The organism is Paraburkholderia agricolaris, assembly GCF_009455635.1.
Lineage (GTDB): Bacteria > Pseudomonadota > Gammaproteobacteria > Burkholderiales > Burkholderiaceae > Paraburkholderia > Paraburkholderia agricolaris.
This window is the reverse complement of the sequence record NZ_QPER01000002.1, coordinates 3,253,652-3,274,039: the sequence shown is the minus strand read 5'-3', so window position 1 is coordinate 3,274,039 and position 20,388 is coordinate 3,253,652. Positions and strand designations below refer to the sequence as shown.

General features: G+C 58.7%; 17 protein-coding genes. 11 read left to right on the top strand and 6 right to left on the bottom strand.

Annotation, left to right across the window (positions count from 1 at the left end; translation table 11 throughout):
- Nucleotides 1-5 precede the first annotated feature (5 nt).
- Complete coding sequence (pruA, locus tag GH665_RS35930) at nucleotides 6-1,625, top strand: L-glutamate gamma-semialdehyde dehydrogenase (protein WP_153141790.1); 1,620 nt, start codon at nucleotides 6-8, stop codon at nucleotides 1,623-1,625.
- A gap of 33 nt (nucleotides 1,626-1,658) precedes the next feature.
- On the opposite strand, the gene GH665_RS35925 is transcribed toward pruA, so the two are convergent.
- Nucleotides 1,659-2,534, bottom strand: a complete 876-nt coding sequence (locus tag GH665_RS35925; RefSeq protein ID WP_153141789.1) for a MurR/RpiR family transcriptional regulator — start codon at nucleotides 2,532-2,534, stop codon at nucleotides 1,659-1,661.
- Between the two features lie 290 nt (nucleotides 2,535-2,824).
- Between GH665_RS35925 and GH665_RS35920 the strand changes: the two genes are divergently transcribed.
- From GH665_RS35920 to GH665_RS35910, 3 genes are all read left to right on the top strand, one after another.
- The gene (locus GH665_RS35920) at nucleotides 2,825-3,934 is read left to right on the top strand and encodes a porin (RefSeq protein WP_153141788.1); all 1,110 of its coding nucleotides are present in this window, start codon (nucleotides 2,825-2,827) and stop codon (nucleotides 3,932-3,934) included.
- A 216-nt stretch (nucleotides 3,935-4,150) separates the two neighbouring features.
- Entirely contained in the window at nucleotides 4,151-5,365 is a 1,215-nt protein-coding gene (locus tag GH665_RS35915; protein ID WP_153141787.1) for an MFS transporter, read from the top strand.
- Nucleotides 5,366-5,463: 98 nt separating this feature from the next.
- Nucleotides 5,464-6,918 (top strand): amidase, encoded by a 1,455-nt coding sequence (locus GH665_RS35910; protein WP_153141786.1) that lies wholly within the window; start codon nucleotides 5,464-5,466, stop codon nucleotides 6,916-6,918.
- 1,148 nt (nucleotides 6,919-8,066) lie between these two features.
- On the opposite strand, the gene GH665_RS35905 is transcribed toward GH665_RS35910, so the two are convergent.
- Nucleotides 8,067-8,786 carry a Crp/Fnr family transcriptional regulator gene (locus GH665_RS35905; protein ID WP_153141785.1) on the bottom strand — a complete coding sequence of 240 codons (720 nt, stop codon included), beginning with the start codon at nucleotides 8,784-8,786 and terminating at the stop codon, nucleotides 8,067-8,069.
- A 265-nt stretch (nucleotides 8,787-9,051) separates the two neighbouring features.
- Between GH665_RS35905 and GH665_RS35900 the strand changes: the two genes are divergently transcribed.
- The 3 genes from GH665_RS35900 (at nucleotide 9,052) to GH665_RS39585 (ending at nucleotide 14,202) form a co-directional block, all read left to right on the top strand.
- Nucleotides 9,052-13,098 carry a CheR family methyltransferase gene (locus tag GH665_RS35900; protein WP_153141784.1) on the top strand — a complete coding sequence of 1,349 codons (4,047 nt, stop codon included), beginning with the start codon at nucleotides 9,052-9,054 and terminating at the stop codon, nucleotides 13,096-13,098.
- A 141-nt stretch (nucleotides 13,099-13,239) separates the two neighbouring features.
- Complete coding sequence (locus tag GH665_RS35895) at nucleotides 13,240-13,959, top strand: Crp/Fnr family transcriptional regulator (RefSeq protein WP_153141783.1); 720 nt, start codon at nucleotides 13,240-13,242, stop codon at nucleotides 13,957-13,959.
- 12 nt (nucleotides 13,960-13,971) lie between these two features.
- The gene (locus GH665_RS39585; protein WP_425496066.1) at nucleotides 13,972-14,202 is read left to right on the top strand and encodes a DesA/ISL3 alpha bundle tail domain-containing protein; all 231 of its coding nucleotides are present in this window, start codon (nucleotides 13,972-13,974) and stop codon (nucleotides 14,200-14,202) included.
- 159 nt (nucleotides 14,203-14,361) lie between these two features.
- On the opposite strand, the gene GH665_RS35890 is transcribed toward GH665_RS39585, so the two are convergent.
- Both GH665_RS35890 and GH665_RS35885 read right to left on the bottom strand, forming a co-directional pair.
- On the bottom strand, nucleotides 14,362-14,790 hold the full coding sequence (locus GH665_RS35890; RefSeq protein WP_246216482.1) for a PRC-barrel domain-containing protein: 429 nt from the start codon (nucleotides 14,788-14,790) through the stop codon (nucleotides 14,362-14,364).
- A 53-nt stretch (nucleotides 14,791-14,843) separates the two neighbouring features.
- A complete protein-coding gene (locus GH665_RS35885; RefSeq protein WP_246216481.1) occupies nucleotides 14,844-15,050 on the bottom strand; it encodes a hypothetical protein in 207 nt (68 codons plus the stop codon).
- A 203-nt stretch (nucleotides 15,051-15,253) separates the two neighbouring features.
- Between GH665_RS35885 and GH665_RS35880 the strand changes: the two genes are divergently transcribed.
- The 3 genes from GH665_RS35880 (at nucleotide 15,254) to GH665_RS35870 (ending at nucleotide 16,939) form a co-directional block, all read left to right on the top strand.
- A complete protein-coding gene (locus GH665_RS35880; RefSeq protein WP_153141781.1) occupies nucleotides 15,254-15,841 on the top strand; it encodes a BPSL1445 family SYLF domain-containing lipoprotein in 588 nt (195 codons plus the stop codon).
- Nucleotides 15,842-15,898: 57 nt separating this feature from the next.
- A complete protein-coding gene (locus GH665_RS35875; RefSeq protein WP_074288095.1) occupies nucleotides 15,899-16,045 on the top strand; it encodes a DUF3096 domain-containing protein in 147 nt (48 codons plus the stop codon).
- A gap of 69 nt (nucleotides 16,046-16,114) precedes the next feature.
- Complete coding sequence (locus GH665_RS35870; RefSeq protein ID WP_153141780.1) at nucleotides 16,115-16,939, top strand: PRC-barrel domain-containing protein; 825 nt, start codon at nucleotides 16,115-16,117, stop codon at nucleotides 16,937-16,939.
- A gap of 75 nt (nucleotides 16,940-17,014) precedes the next feature.
- Here GH665_RS35870 and GH665_RS39345 read toward each other — a convergent pair whose 3' ends face one another.
- Nucleotides 17,015-17,734: a Crp/Fnr family transcriptional regulator gene (locus GH665_RS39345; RefSeq protein WP_167531079.1), complete on the bottom strand. Its 720-nt coding sequence runs from the start codon at nucleotides 17,732-17,734 to the stop codon at nucleotides 17,015-17,017.
- Between the two features lie 927 nt (nucleotides 17,735-18,661).
- On the opposite strand from GH665_RS39345, the gene GH665_RS35860 reads away from it, so the two are divergent.
- Nucleotides 18,662-19,699, top strand: a complete 1,038-nt coding sequence (locus tag GH665_RS35860; RefSeq protein ID WP_153141778.1) for a zinc-dependent alcohol dehydrogenase family protein — start codon at nucleotides 18,662-18,664, stop codon at nucleotides 19,697-19,699.
- A 30-nt stretch (nucleotides 19,700-19,729) separates the two neighbouring features.
- On the opposite strand, the gene GH665_RS35855 is transcribed toward GH665_RS35860, so the two are convergent.
- Entirely contained in the window at nucleotides 19,730-20,254 is a 525-nt protein-coding gene (locus GH665_RS35855; RefSeq protein ID WP_153141777.1) for a universal stress protein, read from the bottom strand.
- Between the last annotated feature and the right edge of the window lie 134 nt (nucleotides 20,255-20,388).

Sequence of the window (20,388 nt, the reverse complement as noted above, 5' to 3'; positions counted from 1 at the left end):
ATGATATGAACAACGAAATATTACCGGTCAATGAACCGGTTCTGACGTACCGTCCCGGTTCGGACGAACGCTCCATTCTGAGTGCCGAATTGAATACCCAGTTGTCCGCGGTCGTTGAAATTCCGGTGGTCGTCGGCGCGCGCCGCATTGTCTCGGGCGATACGGTAGCAGTCACGCGTCCCGATCAGCACGCTCATGTGCTCGCACAGGTAGCGCAGGCCGGTTTGCCGGAAGTCGGGCGCGCGATCGACGCCGCTGTCGAAGCTCAGTGCGATTGGTCTCGCTGGTCATTCGAGGACCGCGCGGCCGTGTTTCTGAAAGCAGCGGACCTGCTCGCGGGACCTTGGCGCCAACGTCTGAACGCGGCAACCATGCTCGGCCAGGGCAAGACGGTGCAACAAGCGGAGATCGACTCGGCTTGTGAATTGATCGATTTCTTGCGTTTCAATGTGAGCTTTGCACGTCAGATTCAGTCAATGCAACCGGTGTCGTCAAAAGGCGTCGGTAATTCGCTCGAATACCGGCCGCTCGAAGGCTTCGTCTACGCGGTAACGCCGTTCAACTTCACGGCGATCGGCGGCAACCTCGCGTGCGCCCCGGCGCTGATGGGCAACACAGTCGTATGGAAGCCGGCGGCGACTGCGGCGCTTAGCAACTACCTGTTCCTCCAATTGCTGGAAGAAGCCGGATTGCCGCCTGGCGTCATCAATTTCGTTCCTGGTGACGCGGCGACCGTCACGCAAGCCGTGCTGGCGTCGAGCGAATTCGCCGGGCTGCATTTCACGGGTTCCACGACGGTGTTCGATTCGCTGTGGCGCTCGGCATCGATCAACTTACCTCTGTACCGCGGTTATCCGCGTCTTGTCGGTGAAACTGGCGGGAAGGACTTCGTACTTGCGCACCGCTCCGCCGACGTCGACACGCTCAGCATCGCGTTGATCCGCGGTGCGTTCGAATACCAGGGACAGAAATGCAGCGCGGCGTCGCGCGCATACATCCCTTCGTCGCTTTGGCCGGCGGTCAAGGAGCGCCTCGTGGCGGCGGTTGCCGAAATCAGGGCGGGACGGGTGACGGATTTCGAGAATTTCATAAGCGCGGTGATCGATCGCAAAGCATTCTCGAGGATCAACGGTTATCTGGACGTGGCGAAGTCCGATGCCGTGACGCAAATTGTGGCTGGCGGATCGAGCGACGACGAGAGCGGATATTTCATCGAGCCGACGGTGATCGAAGCAAGCGATCCGCTGGCCGTGACGATGCGGGAAGAGATCTTCGGTCCGGTGCTGAGCGTGTATGTTTATCCGGACGCCAAATGGGACGAGGTGCTGCGTCTCGTCGACGAAACTAGTCCGTACGCGTTGACCGGCGCCGTGTTCGCGCAGGAGCGCAGTGCGCTCGCATCGGCGCGCGACGCGTTGCGCTTCTCCGCGGGCAATTTCTATATCAACGACAAGCCGACTGGCGCCGTGGTCGGACAGCAGCCGTTCGGTGGAGCGCGCCGCAGCGGCACCAACGACAAGGCGGGCTCGCCGCTTAACCTGCTGCGCTGGGTGTCGCCGCGGACCATCAAGGAGACGCGCATCGCCGACCGCTCATATGCCTATCCTCACATGGTCGCGCTCTAAGGGCGCAGCGGCGCGACGCCGACGTCGCGCCGCTCATTGCTTCAACACGTATTCAAGTCCGAATTCCTCTCGTACGCCTTCGAGTCGCGAGATCCGGTCGTGAACTTTTTCACCGCTCGTGACGAAGATCTGATGCATGAAGAAGTCGACGAGCGCCAGCGCACTGGTATAGCCGTCGAATGGGAAGCCGGTTTCTGTCTGGCAAATGAATGCCTGGCTGGCGTATTTGACGGCCGGCGACATGTACGGATCGGTAATCAGAACGATCTGTGCCTTACGCGCGGCTGCGGCTTGCACGAAATTCGCCGTGTCCTGCTGATAGCGGCGGAAATCGAACGCGACCAGCGTGGCGCGCGCATCGAGTTCCAGCAGCATGTCGATGGCGGCAGTGTCCACGGCGTCGATGAATACCGTGCGGCCGCGTAAGTTGTGCAGTAATTGATGGAAGTAGCGCGCGATCGATGTGCTTTGCCTGCCACCCAGAAAGTAGATCGTCCGCTTGGGGTCGGCGAGCTTTTCAACGAAGGAGCGGACCTCGTCCATGTTTAGCGAATCCATGGTCTGACTGATGAGTCGCGTAAACAGGCGCGTGGCTTTGGCCGGATCGCCCGCGTCCGGCGCAGGCTCCGGGAGCCTGTCGAATAGGGCACCGGGCGACGAGAAGCGGGCTACCACGTCGCCGTGCAACGCGCGCTGAAACTCGGGAAAGCTCGAAAAGCCGATCGTTTCCGCGAAGCGCGATACGGTCGCGGCGCTCACGCCCGCCGCGTTCGCAATCTCGACCACGGTCTTCAAGCCTGTGATCGGAAAATCCGCTATCAAGGTCATCGCTACCCGCTTCTCGGCAGGACTGAGGGCCTGGAGTGACGAACGTAAGCGGTCAAGCAGCGTCTGAGATGTTTTTTTCATGATCGACACGTTTTTACCTATTGAAAAATATTTTTCCTCTACTTAAGCTTGTTCCACGGTCACAGTCAAGTGGCCGCGTGACCTGATTGAAGGAAGAGGGTCTCGAAAGACGCATGTTAGCAAGGTACTGAGTATCGTTGAGCAGCGTTATGGAAGGAGCATCTGGAAATGTGCCAATCGACACACTTTGCTTAGTATTACTACAAAAAATTGACGTGACATTACGGCTCGATTCCGTCACCGGAGATTGCCGCGTATGTCACCTATGCAACCACTCTTGGAGATGAAAAGTGAACTCGCGTTTTGTTTTTGGTCTTGCAGTTTTTGCTTATGCATGTGGAGCATCGGCGCAAAGCAGTGTCACGCTGTACGGTCTGATTGATTCAGGTCTCACGTATTCCACGAATCAAGGTGGTAAGAGCAGCGTTCAGGCGGTAAGCGGTGTGCCGGTCGGCAGTCATTGGGGCTTGACGGGAGCTGAGGATCTGGGCGGCGGATTGAAAACCGTGTTTAAGCTCGAAAGCGGCTTTAGCGGATTCACTGGGCAAGGCTATGGAAACAACGCCGAATTCACGCGACAAGCTTATGTCGGTCTCGCCAGCAGCCAATTCGGCACGCTCACGATGGGTGTTCAATACGATTCGATCGTCGATTACGTTGCTCCGTACACGTCGAATGGCGGCTATGCAGGCTTGTACTTTGCACACCCTCTGGACGTCGACAATACCGACAACAGTGTGGTGGAGACCAACACCATCAAGTACAAAAGCGTGAACTATGGCGGTCTGACCTTCGGTGGGGTATATAGCCTTGGCGGCATTCCGGGGCAGTTCAACAAAAACGGGATGTGGAGTGCGGGTGCGAACTACTCGTACGGACCGTTTGGGGTCGGCGCTGCTTACCTTCGTGCAAACAGTCCTGCGAGCGGACTGAATAGCTACCTGCAAAACAGCGCTGCGTTCACCAACACCGTGTACGGAAGTTATCTGGCAGCGGCGAAGTACGAGAACATCCTGGGTGTGGGCGCTTCGTACACGCTGGGTCAAGCCAAATTTCTGCTGAGTTATACGAATACGCTTTTCGAAGGCGGCGATGCGGGACATAACGTGAGTTTCAAGAATCTCGAGGCCGCAGTGCACTATGACGTGACACCTTCGTTCAGCGTGCTCGGATCCTACACCTATACTTTCGGCGACAACAATGCGACGGACGCAAGTCCCAAGTACCACCAGTTCAACCTGTTAGCCGACTATTTCCTGTCGAAGCGAACCGATCTCTACGCGATGGCCATTTATGAGCAGGCCGCGGGAGCCGCGCAAGTCGCACAGATCACCGGTCTGGACGCGTCGAGCAACCGGCGTCAATTAGCGCTGCGCATTGCGATGAAACATACCTTCTGATTTGTCTGCACCCGATTGACGAACGTCGATTGAGGTACCCCGAGTCGTATCAACAGCTTTGGAAGGAAATGTATGGCATCTGCTCGAGATCAATTCGGCAGCCTGGGCGTCGCGTCGGCGTGCGCCTTTTCAGGGGCCGACGAGGTCGCCGCCGGACATACCGGCGCGTGCCTTGGCCCGCATTCAACGTCCTGCCTCAGTTAAAGAGGAAGCATCATGAGCGTCTATGTGCGTATCGCCGCGGTAATGTTTCTCAACTTTTTTATCTGGGGGGCGTGGTTCGTCACCGCAGGGCTCGTCTTGAGCAAGCATGGATTGGGCAGCGAGATCGGCAATGTTTATTCGCTCGGCCCAGTCGCGTCGCTGATCACACCGTTTCTATTCGGCTATCTGATCGACCGGTACTTTAGCGCCGAACGCGTTTTGGCCGTTCTGCACCTGATCGGCGCGGTGCTGCTCGCGCTGGTTCCGTCGTTGATCGAACATCATGACGCGTTCTGGCTGCTGGCCACGCTGTTCGTCTACAACATGTGCTTCATGCCGACCTTGTCGCTGACCAATAACGTCGCCTTCCACCATCTGGGTACAGCGGAGAATTTTCCCTATCTGCGCATATTCGCCAATGTGGGGTGGATCGTGCCGGGCTTTTTCATCGGATCGCTGGGGTTGTCGGATAGTACGGTGATCTTCGATATCGCTGCCGTGTCCTCGGCGATCCTCGGGTTCGTCAGCCTGACTTTGCCGAAACGACGGCCGAACGCTACGACTCTCGCACAACGAGGTTCTTCCTTCCGGGACGGTCTCGTGCTGTTCAAGCATGGGCAATTCGTCATTTTGCTGCTGTGCATGATGTTGATTACCGTGCCGCTGACGTTTTACTACGCGTACACCGCGACGTTCGCCGATGCCGTCGGCTTCAAGCAGGTCGGCACCGTGATGACCATCGGCCAATTGAGCGACCTCGTGGCGATTGCGTTGATCCCCCTCCTGATCAAGCGTGTCGGCTATAAATGGATGATTCTGGCGGGCATGATCGGATGGATCGTCCGATACTGTTTGTACTCTGCCGGCTCGTTGCCGCCGAGTCTGACGCTGGTTTTCATCGGCATAGCGATCCACGGCATCTGTTATGACTTTCTATTCGTGACCGCCTTCATCTACACGGAGAAGATTGCTGGGGCAGCGGCCAAAGGACAAGCGCAGGGTCTGGTAATGTTCTTCACCTACGGCCTCGGCATGCTGATCGGCGCTCAGGTCGCCGGGCATCTCTACAACTCGTACGTGCCGGCGGCGTCTGGCGGACTCGCTCTGGCAAGCTGGAAATCGTTCTGGCTTTATCCGCTCGGTCTCGCCTGCGTTGCGGCCTTCGTGCATCTGATCGGCTTTCGCGGACGGCAGAAAGCGGAGTCGACCCAGTCGCTTCCCGCCTGAGGGCGCGAGCATCGGCCCGACGCACGGCGACTTTGATTAGCAGGACGGTCGGCCATAGAAGGACGACCGAAAAAACGTTAGTTGAAAGGAGAAGGGAAATGAGCAGCACCAAGACCGAGTTGGCGCAACTTTACGCGAGCACCGATGCGCTCGGACTCGCCGCGCTGATAAAGCAGAAGCAGATTTCGCCGCTCGAACTGCTCGAGGTGGCAATCGATGCGGTTGAGACTTTGAATCCCCAGTTGAACGCAGTCACTCAGAAAGCCTATGAGCAGGCCCGGAAAGAAGCGACGCAGGTGTCGCTCAGCAGTACGTTTGCCGGGGTGCCGTTTCTTCTCAAGGATCTGGCAACGGCTGCCGCGGGCACACAAACAACCAACAGTTGTCGTTTCTATAAAAAATTCAATCCGGTCTCAACGGCTGATAACGAAGCAGTTCGCCGAATGCGCGCTGCCGGTCTGGTGCCCTTCGGCTTTACTAACGTTCCGGAAAACGGCTGGGCATTGACGACCGAGCCCGCGCTTAACGGGCCGACGCGTAACCCCTGGAATCCGCAACTGACCCCGGGCGGCTCCAGCGGTGGCGCGGCCGCTGCCGTCGCTTCGCGCATGGTGCCGCTTGCGGAGGGAAGCGACGGGGCCGGCTCCATCCGTATGCCGGCCGCCATGTGCGGAACGGTGGGACTCAAACCGTCGCGCGGCCGTATCACCTTGTCGCCAGCGGCCGATTTCTGGCACGGGGGCGCTGTGTTCCTGTGTCTGTCGCGCTCGGTTCGGGACACCGCGGCCTACCTTGACGCGGTCGCCGGCGCACGTGCTGGCGAGCCGTATGCTCTGCCGCTGCCGGAACAGTCGTTCTCCGATATCGCGTTGAAGCCGTCGGGCAAGCTGCGCTGTGCTTTTAGCGTGACACTTCCCGGCGGCGGCAGTGTCGATCCCGAGGTGGCGGAAGCAGTCCGGGCGACAGCCCGTCAGGTCGAAGCGCTCGGCCATAGCGTCGAAGAGCACGATCTCGCCGTCAACCCGGCAGACGCGTGGAAAGCATACCGGCAGGTGATCGCGGTTCAAGCCGCGGTTCAGTTCGACGCCGCGGCTGCGACGTTCGGCCATCCGCTGACTCGGGACGACGTCGAGGCCTACACGTGGGAGAACGTCGCGAAAGGGCGCAGCATTGATGGGCTGCAGCACGCGAAAGATATCGACACGATTCGCTATGCAGCCATCGATATCGCCCAGGACCTTGCCCCTTTTGACGTTTTCATCACGCCGGTAATGCGCCGTACCGCGTTCGCGCTCGGTTCGTCTTATCAGATGAGCAAAGGAGACTACGAGGCATATAACGCCGAATTTCTGCCAGACACCGCGTTCCTGTTTCCGTTCAATGTCGGTGGCCAACCGGGCATTTCGCTGCCGTTGTACACCAGCAGTGCGGGACTCCCGATCGGTGTTCAGTTCGTCGGCCCGCTCGGCGGCGAAGGTACGCTTCTGCAACTGGCTACTGCGCTGGAAGAAGCCCACTCCTGGCACGAGCGTTATCCAGACATCCACTATTGACTGTTCAGCTACGCTGAGTCATTCCAACTAGGTGACGAGCGTGTCCTACTTGCCCAATCAGTAGGTAGTGGTTCGCGCTCGATTCCGCAATTCTCGTCGCAGGCTTAAAGGAGCAAAGCTGTTTGAATGACGATCGCGGTTACGCATTCGTCTCGGTGTTCGCATTGGCGAGCGGCCAGTCTAGCTCGAAGGCGTTCGTTATAGGCGAGAAGTGGCTACCGTTCGCAACGGGTCGAGAGTACGCGTTCGTTGATGCCACAGCGGTCGTTCGAGATTGCCGTTGTTGAACGACCGCTGTGGTGCAGTGAGGGCGCATGCCTACATCAACATGCCAAAGCAAAGTCGGCTCAGGCGCGCGTCCGCCGGCCGACGTAGTTAGGCGAGCGGCGGTTGGACAATGAAAATCGTCGCCGCAGTCGAGACAACCTAAGGCCGTCGAGTGCCAGAAAGAAATGCCGGTGTCGCGGACGGTATCGGGGCCAAAATTGGCCCAAGCAAAGCTTAGCGTTGGCTTTGCGGCGGGTGGTTATCAATCTCGAGTGGGCATTTGAGATAGCGCGACACGACGACAGGATCGGAAGCGCCATGCGTGCCGGTTTCGAGTCTGTAGCTCCATTGAGCTTGGAGTATGGGTAAGATGATGAGTAGGCCGTGTTCGGGCAGAGCGGGAGTCATACCTGGCCGAGCATTGCGGTCAATTGTTGGAGGGGGCTGCCTTCCGCCGGAACGCCTTGTGGGCGCTCCTTCAGGCTATCGTCGACGTTGTGACTCTTGGGCTTTTCCAGGCCGCCAGAGCGCTGATTTCAAAGCAGTCAATGGGTAACGACGTGCTTGCTGCTTCCGCTACGATCCCGCACAATTTCCACACGAAGTATGGGTAGGAAGATGGGTGAACGTCCTATATGGGCTTGAGATCGCGCGACCTTGACGGGCAGCCGCCCGGCTGCAACGGGTCATACTGGGCCGCTCATCATCAAACTGAGCTCGACCAGGAACAGTCGCTCGCTTTGCTTTCTCGAACGGCGGCTCGCGCAGGATGAACTGCCCCTCCTCGAAGGAGGGTTGGCACTCGATTCAACAGGGCGGTCGCGTCGAGATTGATCCGTGCGGGGAGAGCGTTCCCGCGAGCTTACTGAACGCTGAACCCGTCACATGGCCTTCAGATTCGGCAGCAGTCTTTCGCACTCTCGCTTGACAACGCGATAGCACTCACACACCCGCAGTTCGAGCCCAGGCCGGTCTAGGACTTCAATGCGGCCATAGCTGTAATGGATAAGCCCGGCGTCCTGCAGTTTCAAGGCCGCTTCCGTCACGCCGGCTCGCCGAACACCGAGCATGTTGGCGATCAGTTCCTGCGTCATCGTCAGTTCGTTCGAGGTTAGACGATCAAGGCTTAGCAGCAGCCACCGGCAGAGTTGCTGGTCAATTGAGTGGTGCCGGTTGCACACGGCGGTCTGCGCCATCTGCGTGATCAATGCCTGGGTATAGCGCAGCAACAGGCGTTGTACCGCACCCGCGCGATGGAATTCCCCTTTCAGCACGTCAGCATTCAGTCGATACGCTCGTCCTGCGCTTTGGACTACTGCACGGTTTGGCATGGTCTCACCGCCCATGAAGAGGGCAATGCCGACGATCCCTTCGTTTCCCACAATGGCAATTTCAGCGGATGCGCCGCTTTCCAATACGTACAGCAACGACACGATGGATGTTGATGGGAAATAGACATGGTCGAGCGGGTCGCCAGCCTCGTAGATGACCTGTCCCAATGACAGCTCCACGGGTACCAGATGCGGTGCAATACGTGCCCACTCCGCCTCGTCCAGTACCGCGAGCAGGTGATTGCCGGTTCGATGATCTTCCTTCAACATGTACTGCTTCCCTCAGGGGTCGTCTGAAAATCTTGTCGGTTCGTCGTTCTGTTCCGACGAGTGACACATCAATGCTGAAATCCGAAGCACCGTGCGTGGTACGTAGAACCTGGAGTCGTTAGCCCGTTTCACCTCCCATGCGCTTTCGCGCTTGCCCATTTGCGACGCGCGCCGATATACGCGAAATGCTCGTCCGCTGGAAGCTCGAACAATCGCTGTGTAATAAGCGCTACACTGGCACTCCAGCAGTCTCCAGCGGCGCGCCATGAATGATTCCAATAACACTTTTACTGCGCCCGACCTGGCAGTTGCTCCTCGAATAGTCGCGATTGGTGCGTCGGCCGGTGCCCTTCATGCACTGAGCCTCTTTTTTAGTTCGGCCTCGGCGATTCCGGACGACGTCGCCTTTGTGATCGTTGTTCATCTGGCGCCGGGTTCTGACAGCCATCTGCCGGCCTTGCTGGCCAAAGACACCCTTTTACCCGTGTCAGCGATCGAAGACGGCGCACGATTGCGTGCGGGGCAGGTCTACGTCATTCCGCCGAAAGTGTCGGTGGTGATTGAACAGCACACTTTTCGACTGCGTGCCGTCGTTGATCGTCCAGCAATCCCCATGCCAATCGACGAGTTTTTTACGTCGCTGGCCGCTGACCAGCATGATCGTGCTATCGGGATTGTGCTCACGGGCGCGAACGCGGACGGCTCGGCAGGTCTTAGAGCGATCAAGGCTGAGGGCGGTATGGTGATGGCGCAAACGCCGGAAACGGCCGAGCACAGCGCAATGCCAAACTACGCAATCGCCACGGGGTTGGTGGACTACGTGCTCCCGGTCGAACAACTGCCTGCTGCGCTGTTCGATTACATCAGACGATCCGCGCGCGGGATGCCACAGGTCGCGGTTGATCCTGCACAGCCGGTTGATCTCGAACCAGTGCTCAGAGCACTCGCTGTTTCCGGCTCGGATTTCAGGGGCTACAAACGGGGGACGCTTCAACGTCGCATTGCCCGTCGCATGACGGTCAACCGGGTCGACAGCCTGGACGCGTATTGCGACGTCCTGAAAGCTTCGGTAGAGGAGGCTCAGGCGCTTAGCCTGGACATGATGATCGGTGTGACGGAGTTCTTCCGCGATCCCGATGCCTGGACCGCATTATCCGATCGCGTTCTGGCCGCACTTCTCGACGAGCCAGAAAGCGAGCAGCCGGTTCGAGTATGGGTGCCCGGGTGTGCAACGGGCGAAGAGGCTTATTCGATGGCCATGTTGCTGACTGAAGAAATCGAGAAGCGGCAGGCAACGCGCCCGTTCATGATCCTTGCCTCTGATGTGAATCGGGTGGCGCTGGCGCGCGCACGGCAGGGCGTCTATTCATCCAGCGTGGCGTCACCGGTTGGTGAGGCGCGGCTCGAGCGATTCTTTCAGGCTCACAACGACGGATTCCAGATCCGGCAGGAACTTCGTGAAACGGTTTTGTTTACTCCGCAGAACCTGATTGCCGACCCGCCGTTTTCCCGGGTCGATCTGATCAGTTGCCGGAACCTGCTGATCTACCTCGAACCGGAAGCGCAGCAACGGGTGTTCGAGCTGTTCCACTTCGCGCTTAATCCGACGCGCTATCTGTTTCTTGGCCGTTCGGAGAGTACCGACCCCGATTCGACACAATTCAGGGAGGTGTCCAGAGCCTGGAGGATTTATCAACGCAGTCCGGCCGTGACGTCGGCACCCAGTGGCTACCGGTTTTCCGCCAGAACGACACGCCGCGAGGAATTCCCACCAGCGAGCCGTATCGGGGTCCGCAGCAAAGGTTATGCGGAACTGGTCAACGCCACCTTGCTCGAAGAGCACCATGCCGCATCGGTACTCATCAATTCCTCCCACCAGGTGCTCTACGTGAGCGGCTCGACGGACGAATATCTGACGCAACCGGCAGGTGAGCCCACCGGCAACATTCTCGACATGGCGCGCGAAGGCCTGCGCCTCAAACTGCGGATTGTATTGCGCCGGGCAACGCAGGATCAGGGAGGCTCACCGGTCAGTGAAGTCGTTGCTGACGGAGGCGCGCCCGCGGTGAAAATCACGGTGACGAGATCGTTCGACACGACCCACGCCGGCAAGGCATTGCTTGTTCTCTTCGCCAGGTTGCCGACGGTTGACCGGCCTGTATCGACAGCCCCCTCGGGCGCCGACTCCGACCTCTGGCACCTCGAGAGCGAATTGCGCACCACACAGGTGGAGCTCGGCAGCACGATCGAGGAGCTAGAAGAGAGCAACAGCGAATTGCGGGTATCGAACGAAGAAATCCTTTCGATGAACGAGGAGCTGCGCTCCGCGAACGAAGAGCTTGAAACCTCGAAAGAGGAACTGCAGACTGTCAACGAACAGTTGAATGCCCTCAATTCCCAGCTTGAGCTGAAGATTCATCAGATGGAGCTCCTCAACGAGGACGTCACAAATCTGCTGGCCAGCACGGATATCGCGACGCTGCTTCTCGACCGACAGAGTCTGATCAGACGATTTACCCCCAGTGCGGCGAGAATCCTGGGACTTGGGCCACCTGACATCGGACGCAGAATAGTAGACGTCCTCGGCAACCCGCTCGGCGACGCTTTATCTTCAGAAGTCGACCGGATACTGCAGGGCTTCGATCAGAAGGTCGACAAGGAAATCGAAACCGCGACTGCGGAATGGTATGTTCGCCGTGTTACGCCATATATTACGGTTCGCGAAGCGCCGCCTGCTGGCGTCGTGGTCACCTGGACCGATATTACCCACGTCAAGCTGGCCGACGAACGCGCCCGGCGCCTTGCGGCGGTGGTTCAGGATTCAAACGACGCCGTGACGGTATTCGACCTCAAAGGCCGTTTTCTCGCTTGGAACCGCGCTGCGGGCTCAATGTATGGCTATAGCGAGATCGAAGCGTTGGGCATGACAGTCTCCGACCTGGTGCCGCGCGGTGCCAGGCAGGATCATCTCGACTTCATCCGTCATGCTGAGCACAACGAGGCGCTGCATTCCTACGAAACACAGCGGGTAACGAAGGACGGGCGCGTGATCGATATTTGGCTGACGCTGTCGGTCCTGTCGGACAACGGGGGCAACGCTATTGCGGTTTCATCGACTGAGCGCGACCTCGTTAACCGCAGCGCGAGCAATGCTCATCTTCGCGAGCGCGCTGAGCAGTTGGCGTTGGCCGACCGGCGGAAAAACGAATTTCTGGCAACGCTCGGCCATGAACTGCGTAACCCACTTGCGGCCCTGGTCTCCGCAGGAAGTCTGCTCGTGTCGGAAACGGTCGCGAATCCCCAGAAGACCTGGGCCGCCGGCGTCGTACAACGGCAGGGTAGCGCGATGATGCGCCTCGTGAACGACATGCTCGATATCTCCAGGATAACAAGTGGCAGTATCGAGTTGAATCGACAGACGGTTCTGCTCAAAACAATCATTCAGAGCGCAATCGAGGTTTGTCAGCCCATTGTTGATGAGCGTCGTCATACGCTGTCCGTCTCCTTGCCGGAAGAGCCCGTCTGGCTGAACGCGGACCCGACACGCCTGTCACAGGTCGTCGAGAATATCGTGATCAATGCCGCGAAATATACCGCGCCGGGTGGATCCATACAGTTGCGGGCAACCAGAAAGGCCCATCGGCTTTCGCTCAGCATCAAGGACAATGGAAGAGGTATCCCGTCCTCGATGCTGGGAAGCCTTTTCGACATGTTCGTTCAAGGACCCGTATCCGATAGTCAGCGCCAGAACGGCCTTGGTGTGGGCCTGTCGGTAGTGCGGCGGCTGGTCGAGTTGCACAGCGGCTCGGTTCGGGCCATCAGCGACGGTCGGACCGGCAGTGAATTCGTCGTCGATCTGCCACTTGACCTGGGGCTCGTCACCGGGGAGCGGATGAATACGCAGCCGACACCCGTTGCCGTGCGTCCAAAGCGGATTCTCATCATTGACGACAACGCGGATGCGAGCGAGGCGCTGGCAATGCTTCTGACGAATGACGGCCATCGGGTCGAAACCAGCCTGGAAGGGGTTTTGGGAATCAGCGTGGCGGAAACTTTCAATCCCGATGTCGTACTTCTCGACATTGGACTCGCCGGCATGGACGGTTACGAGGTAGCGAGAAGGCTACGCGAATCCAGAGCCAATCGAAACGCAATGCTGGTCGCCACTACCGGCTACGGACTGCCGGCAGATCGCCGCAGGTCGGCCGAGGCTGGGTTCGACCATCATCTGACCAAGCCGGTCGACTATGAAGCCTTGCTCAGGGTAATTGCCACGGGGACAGAGGGAACCGCGAGCGATAGGCACGGCTAGCGCTCTGGCGCCTGGATGTGCCGCCGGTTCTGTGCCGCCATATAATCTGTTATGGACTGGGGGGCAACTGCGCTTGCCTATCTTCCTTATCGCAATCTTACGAATACGACGCCACTTCTTTCGCGATTTCGGGGGTGTCTCATGTCGAGTATCAATCAACCTCGCGACAACCATCTGCTTGCCGTGTTGCCTGAAGCAGAATGGGCCCGTATCGGACCGCACGTGGTGCAAATGGATATGCCGCTGGGTCAGGTTGTCTACGAATCCGGTGACCGCCTCGATCACGTCTATTTCCCGTCCACTGCGATTGTTTCTCTGCTGTATGTAATGGAAGACGGCGCGTCCGGCGAGATTGCGATCGTTGGCAATGAGGGGGTGGTGGGCATTGCTCTCTTCATGGGCGGCGACACCACGCCAAGCCGGGCTGTTGTGCAGAGCGCGGGGAAGGCGTACCGGCTGGAGGCTCGCATTCTTAAGGAGGAGTTTCATCGTGCCGGCCCAATGCAGCGACTGCTGCTGCGCTATACCCAGGCACTAATCACCCAGATGGCGCAGACCGCGGTGTGCAACCGGCATCATTCGATCGACCAGCAGTTGTGCCGCTGGCTGCTGCTTAGCATCGACCGCCTGCCGTCCAATGAGCTGAAGATGACTCAGGAACTGATTGCCAACATGCTTGGGGTGCGCCGGCCCGGTGTCACCGAAGCGGCGATGAAGTTGCAGGAGGCCCGTCTGATCCGTTACAGCCACGGTCACATCGAAGTGCTGGATCGACCGGGGCTTGAAAAGCGCGTGTGTGAATGCTACGGGGTGGTGAAGCGGGAATTCGACCGCCTGTTGCCAGACTTGAGAGCGCTATAGGCCACCTATGATGTGCGCGGGAGCGCGGCCCTCGTTCGGCAACCTCCGGCATTGCGGCGCGACGGCGACCAGAAGCTGCCTACATGCGTTGAGTTGCGAGAGGAACTCATGGCGATGTGGGACCGCTCCAATGTGCCGTGTGAGCAGTTGCTCCTTCAGTTGCAGGATTGGTGCCGTCGCGCCGAACTAAGCGGGATTGATGCCTTTGCGGAGTTTTCATTTCGCCCCCGCGAGTACGCTTGAGCGACGGCATGGCACTGTGCTGACCTTTGCCGGTACCCGGGGACGATGCTGCGACGCGCAGGCAATCTTGACGGCGGCGGCCGCGCGTATGCGCTTTGGCCGCACGGCGGAACTGATTTGCACCGCTCCAGTATTAGCTCATCTGAGGACTACCCGGAGCTAGTCCGGCGCGTACTTGAACTCGGGCAACGCCCGCAGGGATTCTTTGGTCGCATCCGGTAGCCGCATTTGTTTGTCGACGATCTGGACACTGCTGAACGGTATCGCGACCAGATGAGTCCCCATGCCCAGAAACCCGCCCACTGAAAGGATAAGGTACGGCGTCGGATCAGCCGGACCGACGATCACATCGTCGATAGTCCCGATCGTGTCCTTGTTGCGGTTGTAGACGGAAGAACCGTTGATCTTGGAGGCGCGATACCCGCTCGCCAGTTGTACTACGTCGACTCGTTTCGCATTGATAGTTTGCGGTGTTCCTTGAGCCCAAAGCGGCCCGCTTGTCATCGCCGTGACCAGCAGAACCACAGACAATGAATGATTAATCCGTTTCATGGTGACCTCACTCTGTTTAGGATGCGGTGCGGTCATGCGCCTTGCTTCCTAGCGCTGACGCTTCACGCAACCGCACATGACGCGAGGTGCTACCGGGTCAGCGCCGCACCACGCTCGAACTCGTTGAAGAACCTAAGCAAGCGGGCTACACGTCTGGTTCCGTCGGGCAGGAGGGCTTGCTTTGCTTCCAGGGAAGTGATGCGTTGCCGCCAGTACGATAGTGACAGCGGATTGCCCCGTTCGAGCATCGGCAGAACGTACTCAAGGTGGGCGAGATCTTTGGCGAACTCATGCATGGACATTTTTTTCCTTTAGGAGGCTGGTCAATGCCTCTGCCGTAAGGTATGTCGGCTTTGAGCCAATGTCTGCACGTTACCGTACAAGCCGAAAATTAGCGTCCACACGCCATAGATAGCCGGCAGTTTGTACGCTGACGTACCGCTTGCAGAGTCGATCGGGCGTAGTGTCAGAGTCGCTATCTGAGGAAGTGGAGGCCACAATGCTGCGAAGAACTTTTCTATTTACGACACCCGGTTCGATCCTCGCGATCGGGCTAGCGCTGTCAGCTTGCACCACAACAAGCCCGTCCGACGCCAGTGGTGCACAGATGAACAAGCGTCATAGTATCGACGCAGGTGTGGATTCGACTTTGGGACGTCTCTACACCGCCGCAAACGGATCGCGCGAACTAGTGCAGAAGGCCCGTGGGGTGCTGGTATTCCCGTCGGTCATCGATGCGGGCTTCGTTATCGGCGGCCAGTATGGCGAGGGCTCGTTGCGGGTTGGCGGGCGTACCGTCGGGTACTACAGCACGGCAACGGGGTCGATTGGCTGGCAAGCCGGCGCGCAGTCGAAGGCGATCGTCTTTCTGTTCATGACGGAGGAATCGCTGGCGAAATTCCGTAACAGCGAAGGCTGGTCGGCGGGCGGCGATGCGTCGGTGGCGTTGCTGAAGATCGGTGCGAACGGCAATGTCGATACGGGTACCGCAACCGGTCAGGTGGACGCGTTCGTGCTGACCAACAGTGGGCTGATGGCAGGCGTGACGCTCGACGGCACGAAGGTCAGCCGGCTCAAAACCCTGTAACGCGAGCGGATCGAGGCTCGCATTCGGTGTGTGCTGCGTGCGAGCGAGGAGAGAATCATGCACATGCTCACGAGTGCAGGTCCACTAGTCTCATTGATTGCCGGCATCCTGATTCTTGTCGTGCCACGTCTTTTGAACTACATCGTGGCGATCTATCTGATTGTGATCGGATTGCTGGGGCTTTTCGGAAGTCACATTCACTGAACGCGCGTTTTCCAGCTGAGAGACAACGCGGTGAATCGGGCGCAGGGAAGCCGAAACGGAGTATCGAACATGTTGCGCAATATAGAGTTTTTACAGGGATCCACCGTCAAGGCGAACGACGGTGACGTCGGAACCGTCACGCAAGTCTACTTCGATGACGAAGCGTGGGGCGTTCGCTATCTGGTGGTCGAAACTGGTGACTGGCTCAGGGATCGGCAGGTGCTGATTTCTCCGTATGCCGTTTCTCACTCGGATCCTGGATCAAGCGCCGTGCATGTGAAACTCACGCGGCAACAGGTGAGGGACAGTCCGAATATCGACGCGCATAAGCCTGTGTCGCGTCAACATGAGATCCAGTACCTGCGATACTACGGCTATCCGACGTACTGGGGCGGAGCAAATGTGTGGGGAATGGGGGCCTATCCCGCATTCGACGGACCCGCTGCGACGGCGGCACTCCCATTGGGCGTTTCTCCGCTTGTCGACCCGGACCCCGAGGCCGACGAGCCGCCGGTGGACACCCATTTGCGAAGCACCGAAGCGGTGAAGGGGTACCACATCGAAACGATCGACGGCAGCATCGGTCACGTTTCCGGTTTTATCTTCGACGATGAAACCTGGGTCATACGCTATCTGACCGTCGATACGCGCAACTGGTGGCCCGGCGGCAAGGAAGTCCTGCTGGCGACAGAATGGATCGAATTGATCGACTGGTTCGGCTCAACCGTTTCAACGACGTTAACGCGCGATGCGATCAAGCAAAGCCCGGCATACGACGATGCGATTCCAGTCGATCGGGACTACGAAACGGCGTTGTACGAGTTTTACGGCAGGGAGGGGTATTGGTCGAAAGAGAGGACTGCTTTGCCGGGTGAACGAATGATCGCACCATGAGCCCCGATGCCGGGGTATTCGGCCTCGACGGGTCATAGGTCTTAACGAAAGGCTGTGACCCGTCTGTCCTTCCCCCTAGATTGCGCGCAGATCGGGCAAAAGCCGTTCAAATTCACGTCTGACAACGTCATAACATTCGCAGACGCGCTTCTCGAGGCCGGTCCTATCCAGCACCTCGATATGGCCATAGCTGTAGCGGATCAATCCTGCATCCTGGAGCTTTGTGGCGGCTTCGGTCACACCGGAGCGGCGCACACCCAGCATATTGGCGATCAGTTCCTGAGTCATCTTCAACTGATGGGACGGTAATCTGTCAATGCTCAGGAGCAGCCAGCGGCACAACTGTTGATCGATCGAATGATGCCTGTTGCAGACCGCGGTTTGCGCCATCTGGGTAATCAGCGCCTGAGTGTAGCGAAGCAGCAGCCGTTGCACCGGGCCGGCGCGATGAAACTCCTCCTTAAGAATGCGAGCCTCCAGCCGGTAAGCGTGGCCTGCGCTTTGCACAACGGCGCGGCTGGGCGTGGTTTCTCCACCCATAAAAAGCGCAATGCCGACGAGCCCTTCATTACCGACGATCGCAATCTCGGCGGATGCGCCATCTTCCATGACGTACAGCAGCGAAATGATGGCGTTGGTGGGGAAATAGACGTGATCGAGGCGGTCGCCGGATTCGTATACCACTTGTCCCAGCGGCATATCGACCGGCACTAGATGCGGTTCGATACGTTTCCATTCTGCCTCCGGCAAGACCGATAGCAGGTGATTCTCGTTGGGTTGATGCGATTTCGACATCGTCGCTCCTCGACATGCCTGTGCAATCCGGGTGGCGATCCGGGCGAGCCTTACCCCATTATAGGGCAGCCCTACCAGACGCCGCACTGAGGTAGCGAAACATCGGTTGGATTGAGTACCCACGCAGGATGGCGTGATCGTGGGTGAATTCATCGCAATGGCCGCGGGTACGAGCCGGCCGGTCAGGCCATGCACCACCAGTATCGTGCCGCTGATGCCGCCGCTCGGCAGCACCTGATCGGTAAAGACCTTGGCTATGCCCAGTGGAATCAGGGTGCGCAGGGAGAGTGGATGACCGGCCTGGCGCAAGGCGGCGCGCCAGACGAACGCCGCGCTGACATACGTACCGGACTGAACTGCAAGCGCGGCCAGCATCCAGGCTGGCCGCGCCGAGCGGATCAGTTCGGTCATCTTTTGCAGCGAGCCGATGTGAAGCACCACCAGAATGACGGCGATAAAGCCCATTAGTCCGATGATCCAGAACATGAATGAGCGCAGCCGCGATGTTTTGCCGAGCAACCCGGGAGCGATGTGCACGAGGCCGGTCTCGGCGACCGCCTTCGTTCCGGGCCGCAACGCGCCGCTTCCCGGCATAAGCGGGGGGCGGACGGAGAGGAGTTGCGGAGTGCTCATTGGAGGGATGCGATTGGAAGGTGCTGCAAGAGGTCAAGCCAGGGCGGCAATCCCGCCGCCCTGGTCGCCTGAAACACGTTGCTCGCGAGCTGGCGCGATGTCGGTACGGTGCCGTACTGGTGCCGTACTCGTTCGGTCCAGCATGCCACCGCCATGCGGTTCGCCACCGTACCGACTTTTTTCAAAGGACGCGGCAGAGTGGCTTCAGATGAAGACAGTTGCGCATCACATCAGGCGCCCAAATAGACGCGTCGCTGCGTACGGGCCGACCCCATGCAACCGGAGTTACCGACAATGAAAGCACTCGTTTATCTTGGTCCTGGCAAGAAGGCCGTTGAAGAACGAACCAAGCCGGAGATAGAGGCGTCCACCGACGCGATCGTCAAGATCAGTAAGACGACAATTTGCGGTACGGATCTCCACATTCTCAAAGGTGACGTTCCGACCTGCCAGCCGGGACGCGTGCTTGGTCACGAAGGCACCGGCGTGATCGATCAGGTCGGTGCAGGTGTCACCGCGTTCAAACCGGGTGAGCAGGTCCTCATTTCATGCATCAGCGCATGCGGAAAGTGCCTGTACTGTCGCAAACTTATGTATTCCCACTGCGTCAGCGGTGGCTGGATTCTTGGCAACAAGATTGACGGTACACAGGCCGAGTTCGTGCGGATTCCGCACGCGGATACCAGTCTCCACCGGATTTCCGGCGATGCTGACGAAGAGGCGCTGGTGATGCTGAGCGATATCCTGCCGACAGGCTTTGAGTGCGGTGTGCTTAATGGCAAGGTGCAGCCCGGTAGTACCGTGGCTATTGTCGGCAGCGGGCCGATTGGGCTCGCTGCGCTGCTCACAGCAAGGTTTTACTCTCCAGCCAAGATCATCATGGTTGATCTCGACAACAGCCGACTCGAGACAGCGCAGCGCTTCGGTGCCACGGCCGTGGTCAACAGCGGGGACGGCAAGGCAGTCGAGGCGCTGATGAAACTCACGGCCGACCGCGGCGTCGACACCGCAATAGAGGCAGTCGGCATTCCGGCTACCTTCGAGTTGTGCGAGGCGATCATCGCGCCTGGTGGGACGATTGCTAATATTGGCGTACATGGCGTTAAAGTGGATCTTCATCTCGAACACCTGTGGGACCGTAACATCACCATCACCACGCGACTTGTGGATACCGTCAGTACACCGATGCTGCTGGACACATTACGCGCTCGCAATCTCGACGCCGGGCTTCTGATCACACATCGCTTCAGATTCGATCAGATTCTCGATGCGTACGAGACCTTCGAGCATGCTGCAGACACGCACGCGCTGAAAGTGATCATCGCGGCGTAGCCGTTTCGCCACGATCTTACCGGTGCTGCTTTAGCGCGGCATTGTCAGCATCGCAGCGGCAACGTCGGCATGATCCGTTTGGGCCGGCTCTACGTGCGCGGTTTGCATCTGGCGGCTCGGCACCAGCAACACTGGACAGTTGGCGCTGCGCACCACGCGCTCGGCGACGCTGCCGAGAAACAGCCGTTTGAAGCCCCGTCGTCCGTGCGTGCCAAGCACCAGAAGGTCCGCATTGAATTCGTTGGCCGTGATGCGGATGCGCTCTGAGATATCTTCGCCGATCGGCGCGACGTCCACCATCCGCGGCGTGCCGGTCACGTTTTCGCGTTTCATACGCGCCAGGGTGTCCGCCAGCAAGCGCTGACCTTCTTTCACGAACGCGTCATGCAGGATCGTTGGATCGTAGCCGGAGGCGTCGTACGCCATCAACGGATTGTCGACGACATAAATCGGTTGCAATTGCGCGCCGCTCTCGCCAGCGAGTTGTAAAGCGGCGGCGAACGCATGTTCAGACGTTTCACTGCCGTCGATCGCTACAAGAATGTGTTTGTACATATCGACCTCGAAGAGTTCGTTCGGACGGTGGCCGCCGTCGCGGGATTGAGATGTGTGAACTCACAGCGCAACAGCTTGAACCTTGCCGTCGCGATGTCCTTGCCGAACTGCATGGCAAGGTCGATTGCATCGTC